13 protein-coding genes and 1 pseudogene are annotated in these 16990 nt (G+C 72.4%); 9 read left to right on the forward strand and 5 right to left on the reverse strand.

All coding sequences use genetic code 11. The features are described from left to right. Positions 1-137: 137 nt before the first annotated feature. Positions 138-1526 carry a cystathionine beta-synthase gene (locus ACIQ1J_RS12490; RefSeq protein WP_403556542.1) on the forward strand — a complete coding sequence of 463 codons (1389 nt, stop codon included), beginning with the start codon at positions 138-140 and terminating at the stop codon, positions 1524-1526. Between the two features lie 356 nt (positions 1527-1882). Here the strand turns inward: ACIQ1J_RS12490 and ACIQ1J_RS12495 are convergent, their stop codons facing one another. Then, positions 1883-2308, reverse strand: coding sequence for a hypothetical protein (locus tag ACIQ1J_RS12495; protein WP_403556659.1), 426 nt, complete (start codon positions 2306-2308; stop codon positions 1883-1885). Between the two features lie 174 nt (positions 2309-2482). Here ACIQ1J_RS12495 and ACIQ1J_RS12500 point away from each other — a divergent pair, with 174 nt between their 5' ends. Together ACIQ1J_RS12500 and ACIQ1J_RS12505 are read left to right on the forward strand one after the other, a co-directional pair. Beyond that, entirely contained in the window at positions 2483-3334 is an 852-nt protein-coding gene (locus ACIQ1J_RS12500; protein WP_403556544.1) for a MurR/RpiR family transcriptional regulator, read from the forward strand. A 119-nt stretch (positions 3335-3453) separates the two neighbouring features. Then, positions 3454-4038, forward strand: coding sequence for a hypothetical protein (locus tag ACIQ1J_RS12505; protein ID WP_210962864.1), 585 nt, complete (start codon positions 3454-3456; stop codon positions 4036-4038). Positions 4039-4269: 231 nt separating this feature from the next. Here the strand turns inward: ACIQ1J_RS12505 and ACIQ1J_RS12510 are convergent, their stop codons facing one another. Continuing rightward, positions 4270-5652 carry a diaminopimelate decarboxylase gene (locus tag ACIQ1J_RS12510; RefSeq protein ID WP_403556661.1) on the reverse strand — a complete coding sequence of 461 codons (1383 nt, stop codon included), beginning with the start codon at positions 5650-5652 and terminating at the stop codon, positions 4270-4272. Positions 5653-5851: 199 nt separating this feature from the next. Between ACIQ1J_RS12510 and hutU the strand changes: the two genes are divergently transcribed. Genes hutU through hutI form a run of 4 tightly spaced genes read left to right on the forward strand, consistent with a single transcriptional unit; the run spans position 5852 to position 11314 of the window. Further along, positions 5852-7534: a urocanate hydratase gene (gene hutU / locus ACIQ1J_RS12515; RefSeq protein WP_403556546.1), complete on the forward strand. Its 1683-nt coding sequence runs from the start codon at positions 5852-5854 to the stop codon at positions 7532-7534. Next, positions 7531-8754, forward strand: coding sequence for an allantoate amidohydrolase (locus tag ACIQ1J_RS12520; RefSeq protein WP_403556547.1), 1224 nt, complete (start codon positions 7531-7533; stop codon positions 8752-8754). The genes hutU and ACIQ1J_RS12520 overlap by 4 nt, the downstream gene beginning before the upstream one ends. Next, complete coding sequence (locus ACIQ1J_RS12525) at positions 8751-10097, forward strand: formimidoylglutamate deiminase (RefSeq protein WP_403556549.1); 1347 nt, start codon at positions 8751-8753, stop codon at positions 10095-10097. The genes ACIQ1J_RS12520 and ACIQ1J_RS12525 overlap by 4 nt, the downstream gene beginning before the upstream one ends. 41 nt (positions 10098-10138) lie before the next feature. Continuing rightward, positions 10139-11314: an imidazolonepropionase gene (gene hutI, locus ACIQ1J_RS12530; RefSeq protein WP_403556551.1), complete on the forward strand. Its 1176-nt coding sequence runs from the start codon at positions 10139-10141 to the stop codon at positions 11312-11314. 124 nt (positions 11315-11438) lie between these two features. Here the strand turns inward: hutI and ACIQ1J_RS12535 are convergent. Both ACIQ1J_RS12535 and ACIQ1J_RS12540 read right to left on the reverse strand, forming a co-directional pair. After that, positions 11439-11753 (reverse strand): annotated as a pseudogene (locus ACIQ1J_RS12535) (ricin-type beta-trefoil lectin domain protein); the annotation flags it as partial. Positions 11754-11990: 237 nt separating this feature from the next. Next, on the reverse strand, positions 11991-12905 hold the full coding sequence (locus ACIQ1J_RS12540; RefSeq protein WP_403556553.1) for an RNA polymerase sigma factor SigF: 915 nt from the start codon (positions 12903-12905) through the stop codon (positions 11991-11993). Positions 12906-13158: 253 nt separating this feature from the next. Here ACIQ1J_RS12540 and ACIQ1J_RS12545 point away from each other — a divergent pair, with 253 nt between their 5' ends. Both ACIQ1J_RS12545 and ACIQ1J_RS12550 read left to right on the forward strand, forming a co-directional pair. Then, on the forward strand, positions 13159-13536 hold the full coding sequence (locus ACIQ1J_RS12545; protein ID WP_210962870.1) for an STAS domain-containing protein: 378 nt from the start codon (positions 13159-13161) through the stop codon (positions 13534-13536). Between the two features lie 189 nt (positions 13537-13725). After that, complete coding sequence (locus tag ACIQ1J_RS12550; RefSeq protein WP_403556555.1) at positions 13726-14322, forward strand: ATP-binding protein; 597 nt, start codon at positions 13726-13728, stop codon at positions 14320-14322. A 1144-nt stretch (positions 14323-15466) separates the two neighbouring features. Here ACIQ1J_RS12550 and ACIQ1J_RS12555 read toward each other — a convergent pair. After that, entirely contained in the window at positions 15467-16963 is a 1497-nt protein-coding gene (locus tag ACIQ1J_RS12555; RefSeq protein ID WP_403556557.1) for an MFS transporter, read from the reverse strand. Between the last annotated feature and the right edge of the window lie 27 nt (positions 16964-16990).

Raw genomic sequence — 16990 nt, forward strand, 5'->3', positions numbered from 1 at the left:
CGCTCCGGCGCCTTGCGATCGCACGCACCAGCCGCCGCGCGGCCCGCCCTCCGGCCTGCCCGGCGGAAATCCGCCGGGCAGGCCATAGGCTGGCCGGACCGATAACGACCACACCTTTGCAGCATCCGGAGACCACGGTGCATTTCCACGACTCGATGATCAGCCTCGTCGGCAACACCCCGCTGGTGCGGCTCAACAGCGTGACCAAGGGCATCAGGGCGACCGTCCTGGCCAAGGTGGAGTACTTCAACCCGGGCGGCTCGGTGAAGGACCGCATCGCCCTGCGCATGATCGAGGCCGCAGAGCAGAGCGGAGCCCTGCAGCCGGGCGGCACGATCGTCGAGCCGACCAGCGGCAACACCGGCGTGGGCCTCGCGATCGTGGCCCAGCAGAAGGGCTACAAGTGCATCTTCGTCTGCCCTGACAAGGTGTCCACCGACAAGATCAACGTGCTGCGCGCGTACGGCGCCGAGGTGGTCGTCTGCCCCACGGCGGTCGACCCCGAGCACCCGGACTCGTACTACAACGTCTCCGACCGGCTGGTCCGCGAGACGCCGGGCGCCTGGAAGCCGGACCAGTACTCCAACCCGCACAACCCGCTCTCCCACTACCACTCGACCGGCCCCGAGCTGTGGGCGCAGACGGAGGGGAAGATCACCCACTTCGTCACCGGCGTCGGCACCGGAGGCACCATCTCGGGCACCGGCCGGTACCTGAAGGAGATCAGCGACGGCGCGGTCAAGGTGGTCGGCGCCGACCCCGAGGGCTCCGTGTACTCGGGCGGCTCGGGACGCCCCTACCTCGTCGAGGGCGTCGGTGAGGACTTCTGGCCGACGGCGTACGACCGGAACGTCGCCGACGAGATCGTCGCCGTCTCCGACAAGGACTCCTTCCAGATGACCCGCCGCCTCGCCAAGGAGGAGGGCCTGCTGGTCGGCGGCTCCTGCGGCATGGCGGTCGTCGCGGCGCTGGAGGTGGCCGAGCGGCTCGGTGAGGACGACGTGGTCGTCGTACTCCTCCCGGACAGCGGGCGCGGGTACCTCAGCAAGATCTTCAACGACGAGTGGATGGCCGACTACGGCTTCCTGGAGGACGCCGGTCCCAGCGCGCGCGTCGCCGACGTCCTGAACCACAAGGAGGGCGGCCACATCCCCTCCCTCGTCCACATGCACCCGGACGAGACGGTCGGTCAGGCCATCGACGTACTGCGCGAGTACGGCGTCTCGCAGATGCCGATCGTCAAGCCCGGCGCCGGTCACCCGGACGTGATGGCCGCCGAGGTCGTCGGCTCGGTCGTGGAACGCGAGCTGCTGGATGCCCTGTTCACCAAGCGCGCCTCGCTGGAGGACCCGCTGGAGAAGCACGTGTCGGCCCCGCTGCCGCAGGTCGGCTCCGGCGAGCCGGTCGCGGACCTGATGTCGGTGCTCGGTGTCGCGGACGCGGCGATCGTCCTCGTCGAGGGCAAGCCGACCGGTGTGGTGAGCCGTCAGGACCTGCTGTCCTTCCTCGCCAAGAGCGGGAAGTAGCGGAGCGGTGTGGCGAGTCGCGGTGAACGCCGGGTGAACCAGCGGCCGTGCGGCCGGACTCGGAGCGCCCGATGATCTCCGCGGACTTCGCGGGAGTGGTACGCGCCCGTCACGTTCGCGCAGCACACGCTTAACACGCGCCCGGCACAGTGGTGGTTGTCGGCAGGACGGGAGCGGCTCCCCGTCCGGCCGGCACCGAACGGCGTCAAGGACCTTCCGGAGCGGCTCCCGGACCTCCATGGACGCCACGGACGCGCCGCCCCGGCCGTGAGGCCAGGCACCGCGCGTCCCCGCGGGGACCGCCGTCGTCCCGCCCCCCAGTGATGGGGGTGCGGCGGTCCCCGCGCAGTCCTTTCTCAGTCCTGCCAGGCGTCGTCCTTGTCGGCCCGCCGGCGCCTTCCGAAGAGACCGGGAGTGGTCCGGGCGGCCTGGACGACGTTCACCCCGACGATGCCGGCCCAGGCGACCAGCAGCCCGGGGAGGTCGGCGACGCCGCCGCCGATCGCGGACAGCGGGACCGCGAGGACCAGCGAGACGATGCCGAAGCCGAAGCGCTCGCCGAAGGAGTCCGTGGGCCTCGGCGACCTGCTGTCCCGGGCCGTCGCCATCTGCTGCTCGGCGAGCTGCCGGCGCACCCGGCGCTCGACCGTTCCGTCGATGCGCTGGTCGACCTTCTCCAGGAACGAGTCGACCAGCGCGGACTCGTACTCCTCGCCGAGTTCCCTGCGGGTCCGCAGGGTGGCGTCGAGTTCCTTCTTGAGGTCGGTGTCCCGCCCGTCCATGCCCGTCATGGCACTCACGGTAGGCAGCCGGAGCGCCGGCGGCACTGGGGTTAGCCCCCGTCTTGTGACTGGGGCGGCCGGGAGGAGACGCTCGGCATCGTGCGGGCCGCCGCCTCGCTGTATAACGGTATGCAGGAATCGGGGACAGTGAATAGCGGCGAGGGGGAGCACGTCATGAGCGGGACCAACGGCACCGACAGCCCGGCCGTGCGGCTGCAGGCGCTCTTCGAGGGGCACCGGCTGACGCCGACCCAGCGGCGCATCGCGCACAGCATGGTGCGGCGCGCCTCCGAGGTGCCCTTCCTGTCCAGTGTGGAACTCGCCGAACTGGCCGGGGTCAGCCAGCCGTCCGTGACCCGCTTCGCCGTCGCCCTCGGCTTCGACGGCTACCCGGCGCTGCGCCGCCATCTGCGCGAGGTCGCTCCCGCGGAACCGGCGGCGGACACCGGCTCCTGCAACGAGTACCAGCAGGCCGTGGAGGCCGAGATCGAGAACCTGCGCCATCTGGCGGAGGCGCTCGCCGACCCGGGGCCGGTGCGGGAGGCGGGCCGTCTCCTCGCCGGGAGCCGGCCCCTGCCCGTCCTCGGACTACGGGCGGCGTCGGCCCAGGCGCACGGCTTCGCCTACTTCGCCGCCAAGGTCCACCCGGACGTCCGGCTCCTGAACGAGGGGGGCACGATGCTGCACGACCGCATCGACGCCGCCGTCCGGGCCGGCGCGACGGCGCTGCTCTGCTTCGCCCTGCCCCGCCATCCACGCGAGGTCGTCGACACGCTCGCCCACGCCAAGGAGGCGGGGCTCACGGTGGTGACCGTCGCCGACTCCGCCTTCGCGCCGGTCGCCAAGGTCTCCGACCTGCTGCTGCCCGCCGCCGTCGGTACCGGCCTCGCCTTCGACACCGCCTGCGCGCCGATGCTGCTCGGCCGGGTGCTGCTGGAGGCCATGTGCGACGACCTGCCGGACGCCCAGGCCCGGTTGGAGGAGTTCGACACGAAGGCGGCGGTGCGGGGCCTCTTCGTGGACTGACGCGGGGCGCCGGCACCGACGCCCGCTTCTCAGACTCGTCTCACCTTCTCCCGTTAACCTGCCTCGCCTCACACCCTTCACACGCATCGCAGGAAGCAGAACGGAAGAGGAGGCCGGACGTGGCGCGCGGAGGACAGGGGCTGGCTCGGGTCGCCGTCGTCGTACGGGCGGGTGCGGCACCGCTGTGGTGGCTGGGCGTACTCGCGGCGGGCATCGGGGTGCTGGTGCCGGGGCTGACCGGACGCCGGATCGGCGTCCTGGCGGGCGCCGCCCTGTTCATCGTCGCGGCGGTGGTCGTCGCGTCCGTGCGCCGAAGGCGGTACACCGCCCTGGCCCGCTCGGCCGGCCGCGCGGGCAAGCACGACGTGCTCCAGGACCGTGCGGTGACCCTGCGCAACTGGCGCCGGGGCCACCGCTGGTGGCTGCTCCTCGGCTTCCTCGCCGCCCTGGGCAGCGCCTTCGCCGTTCCCGCCGCCGCCGGACTGCTGATGGCCGGCTGCGGCGTCGGCCTGTGGCTGAAGTCCGCCTGGATCGGCCGTCGCGAGCAGGTCGGCGAGGCCCTGCTGTGGGTCCGCGTGGACTGGCTCGCCCGCGGCAGCGGCCGCCCGGCGGGCAAGGGCGTCCGTGCGTACCGCAGCACCGGCATCGCGGCGGGCGACGCGGCCCCGGGCGGAGCACGCCGCAAGACGGCGGAGCTGGTCTGAGCCGGGGGGGCGGGGGAGCTGGTCCGGGCCGGAGGGGTAGGAGATCTGGGCCGGGCTGGAGGGGCGGGGGAGCTGGTCCGGGCTGGAGGGGCGGGGGAGCTGGTCCGGGCTGGAGGGGCGGGGGAGCTGGTCTGATCGGAAGGACAGCGGTGCGGGGTCGTGACGTTCCGCGGCGCGCCGCGTGGGGGTGACCGGCCACATCGGCCGGTGGCCCACGAACTGCCGGAGCCTTCACCGCGAACGGTGAGCGGCTTCCGTCAGCGAGTCGACGTGCTCCCCTCCCGCCTCGGCCACGATCTCCTCGACCGCCTGAGCCTCCCGCACGGTCGCGAAGGCGACGCCCCCGGTGCCCCCCGCCGCGAACCCGTAGACCCCGGGACGCGCGAGCGAGTTGTACGCGTAGTGATGCGCGAAGTAGTACGCCCCCGTGTCCAGCGCCGCCGCGTAGTCCCCCTGCTCCAGCAGCGGCAGCGCACGCCCCGTCGCCAGCAGGTCCCCCGCGAAGCACGCGGGCCCGGCCACGTCCTGCACCACGGCGGGCCCCTCCTTCGGCAGCCCCTTGCCGTCGTACGCGGCGATCCGCAGCGGCCACGCCCCCGGCGCGTACACCGTCCGGGTCGCGACCTGCACGCCCGCGTGGGTCACCGCGACCGGCCGTCCCCCGGCGCTCTTGGCGTACTCCACGCGCGCCACCACCGTGCCGTGCTTGGCCAGCAGCGACCGCCCGAACTCGGTGACCAGCCCGTACCGCCCGTCGAACAGCCCCGGTACGGCCTCGCGCAGCACGCGCGCGTACTCGGCGTACGTCGGTGTCGTCTCGTCCGACGCGAAGTTCACCGGCAGCCCGCCGCCGATGTCGAGCGTGTCGACCTGGCGGCGCCCGGCCCGCTCGTTGATCTCCTCGGCGAGCGCGTACGTCTCGGCCACGCCCTCGGTCATCAGCGCCAACGGGATGCCCTGGGACCCGGTGTGCGCGTGCAGCCGGGTCAGCCACGGCCGGTCCAGATACGCCCGCACCACCCACTCGCGCGCCCCCTCGTCGCGCAGCGCCACCCCGAACTTCGAGGTCGCCGTCGCCGTCGACAGTGCCTCGATAAAACCCCCGCCCACCTGGGGATTGACCCGGATGCCGAGCGGGGAGCGGCTCGTGGTGCGGCTCGCCCCCTCGGCCATCAGGCCGTCGATGCGCTCCAGCTCCTGCGGATTGTCCGCGTTGACCGCGATGCCCAGCACGAGCGCCTGGCGCAGCTCGCCCGGCGTCTTGGCGGGCGAGTCCAGCACCGTCCGCTCCGGCGGCACACCCGCCGCCCGTGCCAGCGCCAGTTCACCCGGGCTCGCGACCTCCGCGCCGATGCCCTCCTCGTGCAGCAGCCGCACCACCGGGACCAGCGGGGTCGCCTTCACCGCGAAGGCGTGCAGCACGGGCGTCCCGGGCGCCGTCACCGCCTCGAACGCGGCCCGCAGCGCCGCCGCCGACTCCCGTATCCCGGCGACGTCCAGCAGCCCGATGATCGGGGCGTCCGCTCCGAGCAGCCCCTGCTCCACGGCCGCCCGCACCGCGTCGTCCCGCCGCGCCGCCCGCTCCGCGTCGATGCCGCCGAGACCACCGTTCATGCCCGTGCCGTCACTCACGCGATCCTCCGTCCGCTCGTTGCCCGCCGCCCCGTCCCGCTGCCCGCCCCTCGTATCCAGCCAAACACCCGCGACGCGTTCGTGCCGGGACACGGACGTATTGACTAGTTCTATTCACGAAGCGAGGATATGAATATCCACAGCAACAATCCGCCGGGAGCAAGCCACCAGGAGGCAGACCATGTCCGGACCCCGCCCTGTCCGAGCGCCACGCGGTACGACGCCGAGCGCCCTGGGCTGGCAGCAGGAGGCCGCCCTGCGGATGCTGCAGAACAACCTCGACCCCGAGGTCGCCGAGCATCCCGACAAGCTCGTCGTCTACGGCGGGACGGGCAGGGCGGCACGCGACTGGCGGTCATTCGACGCCATGGTCCGTACGCTGCGGACCCTCAAGCAGGACGAGACGATGCTCGTCCAGTCGGGCCGTCCGGTCGGTGTCATGCAGACCCACGAGTGGGCCCCGCGCGTCCTCATCGCCAACTCCAACCTGGTCGGCGACTGGGCGAACTGGGAGGAGTTCCGCCGCCTGGAGGCCCTCGGCCTCACCATGTACGGGCAGATGACAGCCGGCTCCTGGATCTACATCGGCACCCAGGGCATCCTCCAGGGCACCTACGAGACCTTCGCCGCCGTCGCCGCCAAGCTGCATTCCATGGGCAAAGGGGCCGGCGGCACCCTGGCCGGGACCATCACCCTCACCGCCGGCCTCGGCGGCATGGGCGGCGCCCAGCCGCTCGCCGTCACCATGAACGACGGCGTGGTGATCTGCGTCGACTGCGACCCGCGTGCCATCCACCGCCGCATCGAGCACCGCTACCTCGACGTGAAGGCCGACTCCCTCGACCACGCCCTCCAGCTCGCCACCGAGGCCCGGGACCGGCGCAAGCCGCTGTCCATCGGCGTCCTCGGCAACGCCGCCGAGCTGGTCCCGCGGCTGCTCGCCATGGGCGCCCCGATCGACATCGTCACCGACCAGACCTCGGCCCACGACCCCCTGGCCTACCTGCCCACCGGGATCGCCTTCGAGGACATGGCCGACGCCGCCGCCAAGGACCCGGCCGGCTTCACCACCCGCGCCCGCGAGTCCATGGCCCGGCACGTCGAGGCCATGGTCGGCTTCCAGGACGCCGGCGCCGAGGTCTTCGACTACGGCAACTCCATCCGCGGCGAGGCCCAGCTCGCCGGATACGACCGGGCCTTCGCCTTCCCCGGGTTCGTCCCCGCCTACATCCGCCCCCTCTTCTGCGAGGGCAAGGGCCCCTTCCGCTGGGCCGCCCTGTCCGGCGACCCCGCCGACATCGCCAGGACCGACAAGGCGATCCTCGACCTCTTCCCCGAGAACGAGTCCCTCGCCCGCTGGATCAAGATGGCCGGGGAGCGCGTCCACTTCCAGGGCCTGCCCGCCCGGATCTGCTGGCTCGGCTACGGCGAGCGCGACAAGGCCGGTGAGCGGTTCAACGACATGGTCGCGAGCGGTGAACTGTCCGCCCCGATCGTCATCGGCCGCGACCACCTCGACTGCGGCTCCGTCGCCTCCCCGTACCGCGAGACCGAGGCCATGCTCGACGGCTCCGACGCCATCGCCGACTGGCCGCTGCTCAACGCCATGGTCAACGTCGCCTCCGGCGCCTCCTGGGTCTCCCTCCACCACGGCGGCGGCGTCGGCATGGGCCGCTCCATCCACGCCGGGCAGGTCACGGTCGCCGACGGCACCGCGCTGGCCGGCGAGAAGATCCGCCGGGTCCTCACCAACGACCCCGGCATGGGCGTCATCCGGCACGTCGACGCCGGGTACGACATCGCCGAGTCGGTCGCCGGGGAGCGGGACGTGCGGGTGCCGATGCGCGAGGGTGGCGACGCGTGAGCTTCCACAGCATGTGGGCGGAGTTGCTGCCGGTCGGCCGCAGCTCCGCCTCCGGCGGCTACCGCCGCTACGCCTGGACCGGCGCCGACACCGACTGCCGGGCCTGGTTCCGGGAGCAGGCCGAAACCCGCGGGCTGGCCTACGAGACCGACCGCAACGGCAACCAGTGGGCCTGGCTCGGTGACCCCGCCGCCGGGAACGCCGTCGTCACCGGCTCCCACCTCGACTCCGTGCCCGACGGCGGCGCCTTCGACGGCCCTCTCGGTGTCGTCTCCGCCTTCGCCGCCCTGGACGAACTGCGCGGCAGGGGGGCGCGGCTCACCAGGCCGCTGGGCATCGTCAACTTCGGCGACGAGGAGGGCGCCCGCTTCGGCCTCGCCTGCGTCGGCTCCCGCCTCACCGCCGGCGCGCTCACCGTCGAGCAGGCCCACCGCCTCACCGACGGCGACGGCATCACGCTCTCACAGGCCATGGAGGCCGCCGGACACGACCCGGACACCATCGGCCCCGACCCCGAGCGGCTGGCCCGCATCGGCGCCTTCGTCGAACTCCACGTCGAACAGGGCCGCGCCCTCGACCTGTCCGGCGACCGGATCGGCATCGCGTCCGCCATCTGGCCGCACGGACGCTGGCGGTTCGACTTCCGGGGCGAGGCCAACCACGCCGGCACCACCCGCCTCGCCGACCGGCGCGACCCCATGCTGTCCTACGCCCAGACCGTGCTCGCCGCCCGCCGCGAGGCGGAACTCGCCGGTGCCGTCGCCACCTTCGGCAAGATCGCCGTCGAGCCCAACGGCGTCAACGCCATCCCGTCCCTCGTACGCGGCTGGCTCGACTCCCGCGCCGCCGACCAGGAAAGCCTGGACGCCGTGGTCGGCGGGGTGGAGGAGGCCGCTCGTGAGTACGCCGCCGCCCACGGCGCCGACCTCGACGTCGTACGCGAGTCCTTCACCCCCGTCGTCGAGTTCGACCACGTCCTGCGCGACGAACTCGCCCGCATCCTCGGCGGCGACACGGAAACGGATCTCACGGTGCCCGTCCTCGGCACCGGCGCCGGACACGACGCCGGAATCCTCTCCGGACGCGTCCCGACCGCCATGCTGTTCGTGCGCAACCCCACCGGCGTCTCGCACTCCCCGGCCGAGTACGCCGCCGAGGACGACTGCGTGGCCGGGGTGAGCGCACTCGCCGACGTACTGGAAGGGCTGGCCCGCACGTGACCCCCACCAAGCGGACGTACTGGCTGGAGCACGCCTGGCTCGGCACCCACGTCGAGCCGGGCGTCGCCGTTGACGTGAGCGACGGCCGCGTCACGGCCGTCCGCGCGGACGTCCCCGCCCCGCCCCCGGGCGCGGAGCCCCTGCGCGGACTGACCCTCCCGGGCCTGGCGAACGCCCACTCGCACGCCTTCCACCGCGCCCTGCGCGGCACCGTCCAGGTCGGCTCCGGCACCTTCTGGACCTGGCGCGAGGTCATGTACTCCGTCGCCGACCGGCTGACCCCGGAGACCTACCACGACCTCGCCCGCGCGGTGTACGCCGAGATGGCGCTCGCCGGCGTCACCACCGTCGGCGAATTCCACTACGTCCACCACGCCCCCGGCGGCACCCCCTACGCCGACCCCAACGCGATGGGCGAGGCCCTGATCGAGGCCGCCGCCGAAGCCGGCATCCGCATCACCCTCCTCGACACCTGCTACCTGTCCGCCGGCTTCGGGGAGCCCCCGAACAACCACCAGCGCCGCTTCTCCGACGGGACGGCGGACGCCTGGGCGGAACGCTGTTCAGTTCTCAAGGAACGGGATCACGCACGGATCGGGGCGGCGATCCACTCCGTACGGGCCGTGCCCGTCGGCCAGTTGGCGACCGTGGCGCGCTGGGCCGAGGAGCGACGGGCCCCGCTGCACGTGCACCTGTCCGAGCAGACCGCCGAGAACGACGCCTGCCGCGAAGCCCACGGCCGCACCCCCACCCGGCTCCTCGCCGACCACGGCGTGCTCGGACCCCGCACCACCGGCGTCCACAACACCCACCTCACCGACGAGGACATCGCCGTGCTCGGCGGCAGCCGCACCGGCACCTGCATGTGCCCCACCACGGAACGCGACCTCGCCGACGGCATCGGCCCCGCCGCCGCCCTCCAGCGGGCGGGCTCCCCGCTCTCCCTCGGCTCCGACAGCCACGCCGTCGTCGACCTGCTCGAAGAGGCGCGCGCCATGGAGCTGAACGAGCGCCTGCGCACCCGCACCCGCGGCCACTGGACCGCCGCCGCCCTGCTGCGCGCCGCCACCGCCGACGGCCACGCCGCCCTCGGCTGGGACGACGCCGGGACCATCGAGGCAGGCGCCCGCGCCGACTTCACCACGGTCGCCCTCGACTCGGTCAGAACGGCGGGGCCGCTGCCCAGGCTCGGCGCCGAGACGGCCGTATTCGCCGCGACGGCAGCGGACGTGCGGCACACGATCGTGGGCGGACGGCACCTCGTACGCGACGGGGCGCACACCCTCGTACCCGATGTGCCAGAGGCCCTCGCGCGGGCCGTGGAAACCCTGCGCGCCCGGTAACGAACGCCCGCTCCCGCCCCCACGAGGACGTCACGGACATCATGAGCAGCAGCACCGTCATCACCAACATCGCAGCACTCGTCACCAACGACCCCTCCCTCGGTGACAACTCCCCCCTCGGACTGGTCCGGGACGCGGCCGTCGTCATCGACGGCGACCGCGTCGCGTGGACCGGTGAATCAAGCAAAGCACCCGCCACTGACAGTCGGGTCGACGCCGGCGGCCGGGCGGTCCTCCCCGGCTTCGTCGACTCCCACTCCCACCTCCTCTTCGGCGGCGACCGCACCGAGGAGTTCAACGCCCGCATGTCCGGCCGCCCCTACAGCGCCGGCGGCATCCGCACCACCGTCGCCGCTACCCGCGCCGCGAGCGACGCGGAACTGGAGGCGGGCCTCACCCGTTACCTCGAAGAGGCCCTGCGCCAGGGCACCACCACCTTCGAGACCAAGTCCGGGTACGGCCTGACCACCGCCGACGAGTCCCGCGCCCTGCGGGTCGCCGCCCGCCACACCGACGAGGTCACCTTCCTCGGCGCCCACATCGTCGCCCCCGAACTCGCCGACGACCCGGCCGCCTACGTCGCCCTCGTCACCGGCGAGATGCTCGACGCCTGCGCCCCGCACGCCCGGTGGATCGACGTGTTCTGCGAGAAGGGCGCCTTCGACGGCGACCAGGCCCGCGCCGTCCTCACCGCCGGCAAGGCCAAGGGCCTGCACCCGCGCATCCACGCCAACCAGCTCTCCTACGGCCCCGGCGTCCAGCTCGCGGTCGAACTCGACGCCGCCAGCGCCGACCACTGCACCCACCTCACCGACGCCGACGTGGACGCCCTCGCGAACAGCCGCACGGTCGCCACCCTGCTCCCCGGGGCCGAGTTCTCCACCCGCGCCGAGTGGCCGGACGCGCGGCGCCTCGTCGACGCCGGTGCCACGGTCGCGCTGTCCACCGACTGCAACCCCGGCTCGTCCTTCACGTCCTCCGTGCCGTTCTGCGTCGCCCTCGCCGTACGGGACATGGGGATGACCCCCGACGAGGCGGTCTGGTCGGCCACCGCGGGCGGCGCGGCCGCCCTGCGCCGCGACGACGTCGGCCGCCTCACCCCGGGTGCGTACGCCGACCTGATGCTCCTCGACGCCCCGAGCCACGTGCACCTGGCCTACCGGCCCGGCGTCCCGCTGGTCAGCGGGGTCTGGCGGCGCGGCGCACGCGTGGTCTGATCGCCGCCCGGATTCGCGCCCGGTTTCCCGCCCAGTTTCCCGCCCGGGTTCGCGCCCGGATTCGCGCCCGGTTTTCCGCCCGGGTTCGCGTTCGGGTTCGCTCCCGGCTTACCGCCCGGACCGCTCAGGAGGCCGCCCCGGCGCGCCACCGCTGGTCCGTCCGCCCCGACCCCGTCCCGACGAGGACCACCGCGTCGCCCCCGCCCGGGGTCACCGCGCGGTCCGGGGCGATGCCGGGGCGGATCACACCGCGCGCGTCCACCGAGAAGCGGAGGTTCTGACCGTTGCGTCCGTCGACCGAGTCGCACTCCCAGATGCCGACGCCCTCGTCCACGGAGCCGCGGCTGTCCAGGCAGTAGTCCTCGTCGGCGTACGACTGGACCAGCCCGCGCCCGGCGTCGACCCGCCACAGCTGGGTGGGGGACGAGGTGCAGGGCGACGCCACGGTGCCGGTCCTGACGGACCGGCCAGTTTGTGGGGTGCCTCACAGTGGTGGAACGGGGCCCGCGAGGAAAGAGGTTTCCGTGGGTAACCGTCGGCTGTTCCGGCGGCGGTTCCGGACGCGCGATGGTCCGTACCGCGAGCGCGTCCGTACCGCGAGCGGCGCGCGCAACCCGAAGGGGGGCGGCCCGATTTCGGACCACCCCCCTGGAGGGCAAGCGTCACCCGGCGAGGACTACTCCTCGACCGTGAGCCCCTTGCGCAGCCGTACGAGTGTGCGCGAGAGCAGGCGCGAGACGTGCATCTGGGAGATGCCGAGCTCCTCGCCGATCTCCGACTGGGTCATGCCCGCGACGAAGCGGAGCGAGAGGATCTTGCGGTCCCGGGGCGGGAGTTCGGCGATCAGCGGCTTCAGCGACTCGACGTACTCGATGCCCTCGAGTCCGTGGTCCTCGTAGCCGATGCGGTCGGCCAGCGCGCCCTCCGCGTCGTCCTCCTCCGGCTGGGCGTCCAGCGAGGAGGCGGTGTAGGCGTTGGAGGCCGCCATGCCCTCGACGACCTCGTCCTTGGACAGGCCGAGGTGCTCGGCCAGCTCGCTCACCGTGGGAGCGCGGTCGAGGCGCTGGGCCAGCTCGTCGCCGGCCTTGGCCAGGTCGAGCCGCAGCTCCTGGAGGCGGCGCGGGACGCGCACGGACCACGAGGTGTCGCGGAAGAAGCGCTTGATCTCGCCGATGATGGTCGGCATCGCGAACGTGGGGAACTCCACACCGCGGGACATCTCGAATCGGTCGATCGCCTTGATCAGGCCGATCGTGCCGACCTGGACGATGTCCTCCATCGGCTCGCTGCGGGAGCGGAAGCGGGAGGCCGCGAACTTGACCAGCGCGAGGTTGAGCTCGACGAGCGTGTTGCGTACGTACGCGTGCTCGTGGGTTCCTTCGTCCAGCGACTCGAGCCGCTCGAAGAGGGTCTTGGACAAGGCCCGGGCGTCCGCCGGAGCAACCTCGTCGTAGGCGGGGATGACGGGAAGCCCGGCGAGTGCGCCGTCGTGGTCGACGACCGCGTCAAGGTGCTCGATGGGATCCAGATGTTCCGGAGGGAGTGTCGACGTCGCTTCTTGGGTACGCGATCCGTCGAGCCGGGGTGACATGATGTCCTCCATCGTTCTCGGCATACGGCTGCCGAAGCCAATTACGTGCACTGCGGTGTGCGGCGCCTCCAAAGCCGGCCGTGTCGGTTTACGTGTCCTATCTAGCCCTACCGGGTTTACCGAGCCCACCGCAAGTGTGTTCTGTGCGGGTATGTCCGTTTGTGTGCGGTTGTTCGGGTGTCGGAGTGCGGTGGGAAGGCGTAGTGTTCGAGGGCGTCAGTAGGCAGTCACGACCTCGGGAGAGAGAAACGGCATGGACCGCGGGACGGTCGGCAGTGCCCAGTCGGGCCGGCTTCTGGTCGAAGTACGGGATGAGGGCCCCAGTGCCGTCGTGACACCGGCGGGTGAGTTGGATCACCACACCGCCGAGCTGTTGCGCGAGCCATTGGAGGACTGTCTCGCCAAGGGATTCAATCGGCTCGTCGTCGACTGCTCGCGCCTGGAGTTCTGCGACTCCACGGGACTCAACGTCCTGCTCGGCGCGCGGTTGAAGGCGGAGGCCGCGGGGGGCGGTGTACATCTGGTGGCCATGCAGCCCGTGGTGGCTCGCGTGTTCGAGATCACGGGGGCCGAAGCGGTCTTCACCCTCCATGACACCCTTGAGGCCGCCCTGGCCGACGAGTCCGACTGAACCGGCCCTTGTCCGGCCGGCGGCGGGTCTCGTGCGCTGCCTGGGGCCGGCGTTTTCGCCCCGTTCTGTGTTTCGTGCCGAATACAGGGGTGTTCAGACGAGCCGGTCGGGCAGGAGACACCCTGAGCTGACTGTGTACGACGTACGACTTTGAAATGTGAACTGGTGAATCGGTGAGGTGAAGCGCTGATGAGCACCACCCGGCCCTGCTCGCCGGGCGACCGCGGTCCGGAGCCCGGCGGCGCTTCCGGGGAGTCCGAGGGGGGCGTGTCCGCGGGGCAGGCCGCCATTATCGGGACGTCCGAGCCGTCGTCCCCGTCCGCGTCCTCGTCCCCGTCTCCGGTCGGCGAAGGGACCGCGCCTGCGGGGGGCGGTGGGCGGCAGGGACGCAGGCTGAGTTTCGACGACCAGAGCGGGGTGGTCCCGCTCGCTCGTGACTTCACCCGCCAGGCGCTGTACGCCTGGGGCTGGTTGCCCTCCGCCACCGCGGACCAGCGGGCCGCCGCCGAGGACGTGCTCCTCGTGGTGTCCGAGCTGGTCACCAACGCGTGTCTGCACGCCGAGGGGCCGGACGAGCTGTTGATCACCTGTGAGAAGAAGGTGATCCGGCTGGAGGTCTCCGACCGGGGAACGGGTCAGCCGGCGCCGCGGACCCCGCACCAGGCGGGGCGTCCTGGTGGCCACGGCATGTTCATCGTGCAGCGGCTGTGCCTGGACTGGGGCGTGGTGCGTACGCCGGGGGTCGCGGGCAAGCGGGTGTGGGCCGAGCTGGCGGCGCCGGCGTAGGCCTCTTGCGACGCGGTGGCCTGCGGCGCTCTTCCCGGCCCTTTCCCGCCCGCCCGACTTGGTTGGCCAGGAGGCCGACGCCCCTGGGGCTCCGCCCCGGACCCCGGCGGGGACTGGGTCCCCTGGGCCCCTGCGCGTGCCAGGTCCCGCGCCGCCCCGTGGCCCTGTGCCCCCGCAGCCATGAGTTTCTGCGTCGCCCTGCGCACGCGCTGCCTCAAGCGGCCACCGCTCTGTAGCTCGCGCCTCGCGCCTCGCGCAGCCTCGAGCTTCTGTGTCCGCCGCTCGCCACCTTGTGCCCGCGCCGCCTCAAGCGCCCACGGCCCTGTGGCCGGCCCGCCGCCCTGTGCAGCCTCAAGCGTCCGCTGTCCGCTGTCCGCTGTCCGCCGTCTGCCGTCTGCCGTCTGCTGTCGGGCGCTCGCCGCCGCCCTGCGCCCTCGCCGTCTCTCTGGCGCCCGTCGCCCTGTGGCCCGGGGTCGGGGGTCCGGGGAGCTTGTAGCGCTCGTCGTCCTGTGGCGGGGTTCGTGGAGCCTGTAGCGCCCGTCGCTCGTCGCCCGGCGGCCCGCACCCTGTGGAGCTTGTAGCGCCCGTCGCTCGTCGCCCGGCGGCCCGCACCCTGTGGAGCTTGTAGCGCTCGTCGCTCGTCGCCCGGTGGCCCGTGCCCTGTGGAGCCTCAAGCGCCCGTCGCTCATCGCCCGGCGGCCCGCACCCCGTGGAGCCTCAGGCCCCCGTCGCTCATCGCCCCGTGCCCCGCGCACCGTGCAGCCTCCGTCGCCCGTGCCCCGTGCCCCGTGCCCCGTGTCCCGCGCAGCCCCGAGCTCCGCGCCCCTCGCCGGTCCGCACCCGGCACCCGGCGGGCGGAACCGGCTCCCGCCCTCGCCCCCGTGCCCAGGCCCGTGCCGGCACACCTACGCGTGCGCTCCTCAGAGGCCCCGCGCCTCATCCGCGCCCACGCGCCTCCACCTGCGCCCCCAGCCGCGCCCTGTGCCTCAGCCGCACCCACGCCTTCCCACGCCCGCCTTCCCACTCACGCCTGCACACACTCGCCCCCACCACGCCCCGCACTCCCCCAAAACGCCCGGAGGGCCACCGCATCCACCGGGATGCGATGACCCTCCGCAGGCAAGAACCGCCAGGCCGGCAGGCCTCAGCGGACGTCGCCCATGAGTTCCTTCACGCGCTTGCGGTACATCCAGATCGCGACACCGGCGAGGACGGCCAGGGCGGCCTCCGCGGCGACGATGCCCGTCTTGTTGAGGTCGACGCCGGCGATGGAGAGCAGGCCGGTCGTGGCGTCACCGGCGGTGACGGCCAGGAACCAGACGCCCATCATCTGCGAGGCGTACTTCACGGGCGCCATCTTCGTCGTGACCGAGAGGCCGACCGGGGAGAGCATCAGCTCACCGCAGGTCTGGACGAAGTAGATCGCCACCAGCCACAGCGCGGCCGCCTCGTGACCGCCGTCCGCGATGGCCAGCGGGGCCAGGAAGAGGAAGAAGGACGCGCCGACCAGGACCAGACCGAAGGAGAACTTGACGATCGTGCTCGGTTCCTTGCCGCGCCGGGCGAGCGCCAGCCACACCGTGGCGAAGACCGGGGCCAGGGCCATGATGATGACCGGGTTGACCGACTGGAACCAGGAGACCGGGAACTCCCAGCCGAGGACGCTGGTGTCGGTCGAGGAGTCGGCGAAGATCGCCAGGGTCGAACCGCCCTGGTCGTAGATCATCCAGAAGACGGCCGCGGCGACGAAGAACCAGATGTACGCCGACATCTTGGACTGCTCGGCGCGGTCCAGCTCCCGGTCGCGCTTGATGCGGGTCAGCACCAGCACCGGGATGATCACGCCGAGCAGGGTCAGCGGGACCAGGATCCAGTTCAGCGTGTAGTTGCCGGAGAAGCCGACGATCGCGTAGAAGACGACGGCCAGCGCGGCCCAGAACGCGGCCTTGCGCAGCGTGGAGGTCTTCTCCTCCACCGACAGCGGCTTCGGGACCGAGCTGGAGTGCGGGGCCAGGTGGCGGCTGCCGAGCAGGAACTGGATCACGCCCAGGCCCATGCCGACCGCGGCGAGCGCGAAGCCGAGGTGCCAGTTGACGTTCTCACCGATGGTGCCGATGATCAGCGGCGCCGCGAAGGCACCCAGGTTGATGCCCATGTAGAAGACGGTGAAGCCACCGTCGCGGCGCGGGTCGTCCGGACCGCTGTAGAGCTGGCCGACCATCGTGGAGATGTTGGCCTTCAGCAGACCCGAACCGATGGCGACCAGACCGAGGCCCGCGAAGAACGTGCCGGAGGACGGCAGGGCCAGCGTGAGGTGGCCGAGCATGATCACGCCACCGGCGACGGCGACGGTTTTGCGGGGACCCCAGACACGGTCGCCGAACCAGCCGCCCGGCATCGTGAGCAGGTACACCAGTGAGAGGTACACCGAGTAGATCGCGGTCGCGGTGCCGGCGTTCATGCCGAGACCGCCGGGGGCCACCAGGTACAGCGGGAGCAGGGCCCTCATGCCGTAGTAGGAGAAACGCTCCCACATCTCGGTCATGAAGAGAGTGGCCAGTCCGCGGGGGTGGCCGAAGAAGGTCTTCTCGGCTCCGGGGGTGCCCGGGGAGACCGAGTCCTTCGTCAGGCTGGACGCCATGGTCGATCCTTGCTGGTCGGGACGCGC

Source organism: Streptomyces sp. NPDC097107 (genome assembly GCF_044762405.1).
Classification (GTDB): domain Bacteria; phylum Actinomycetota; class Actinomycetes; order Streptomycetales; family Streptomycetaceae; genus Streptomyces; species Streptomyces thinghirensis.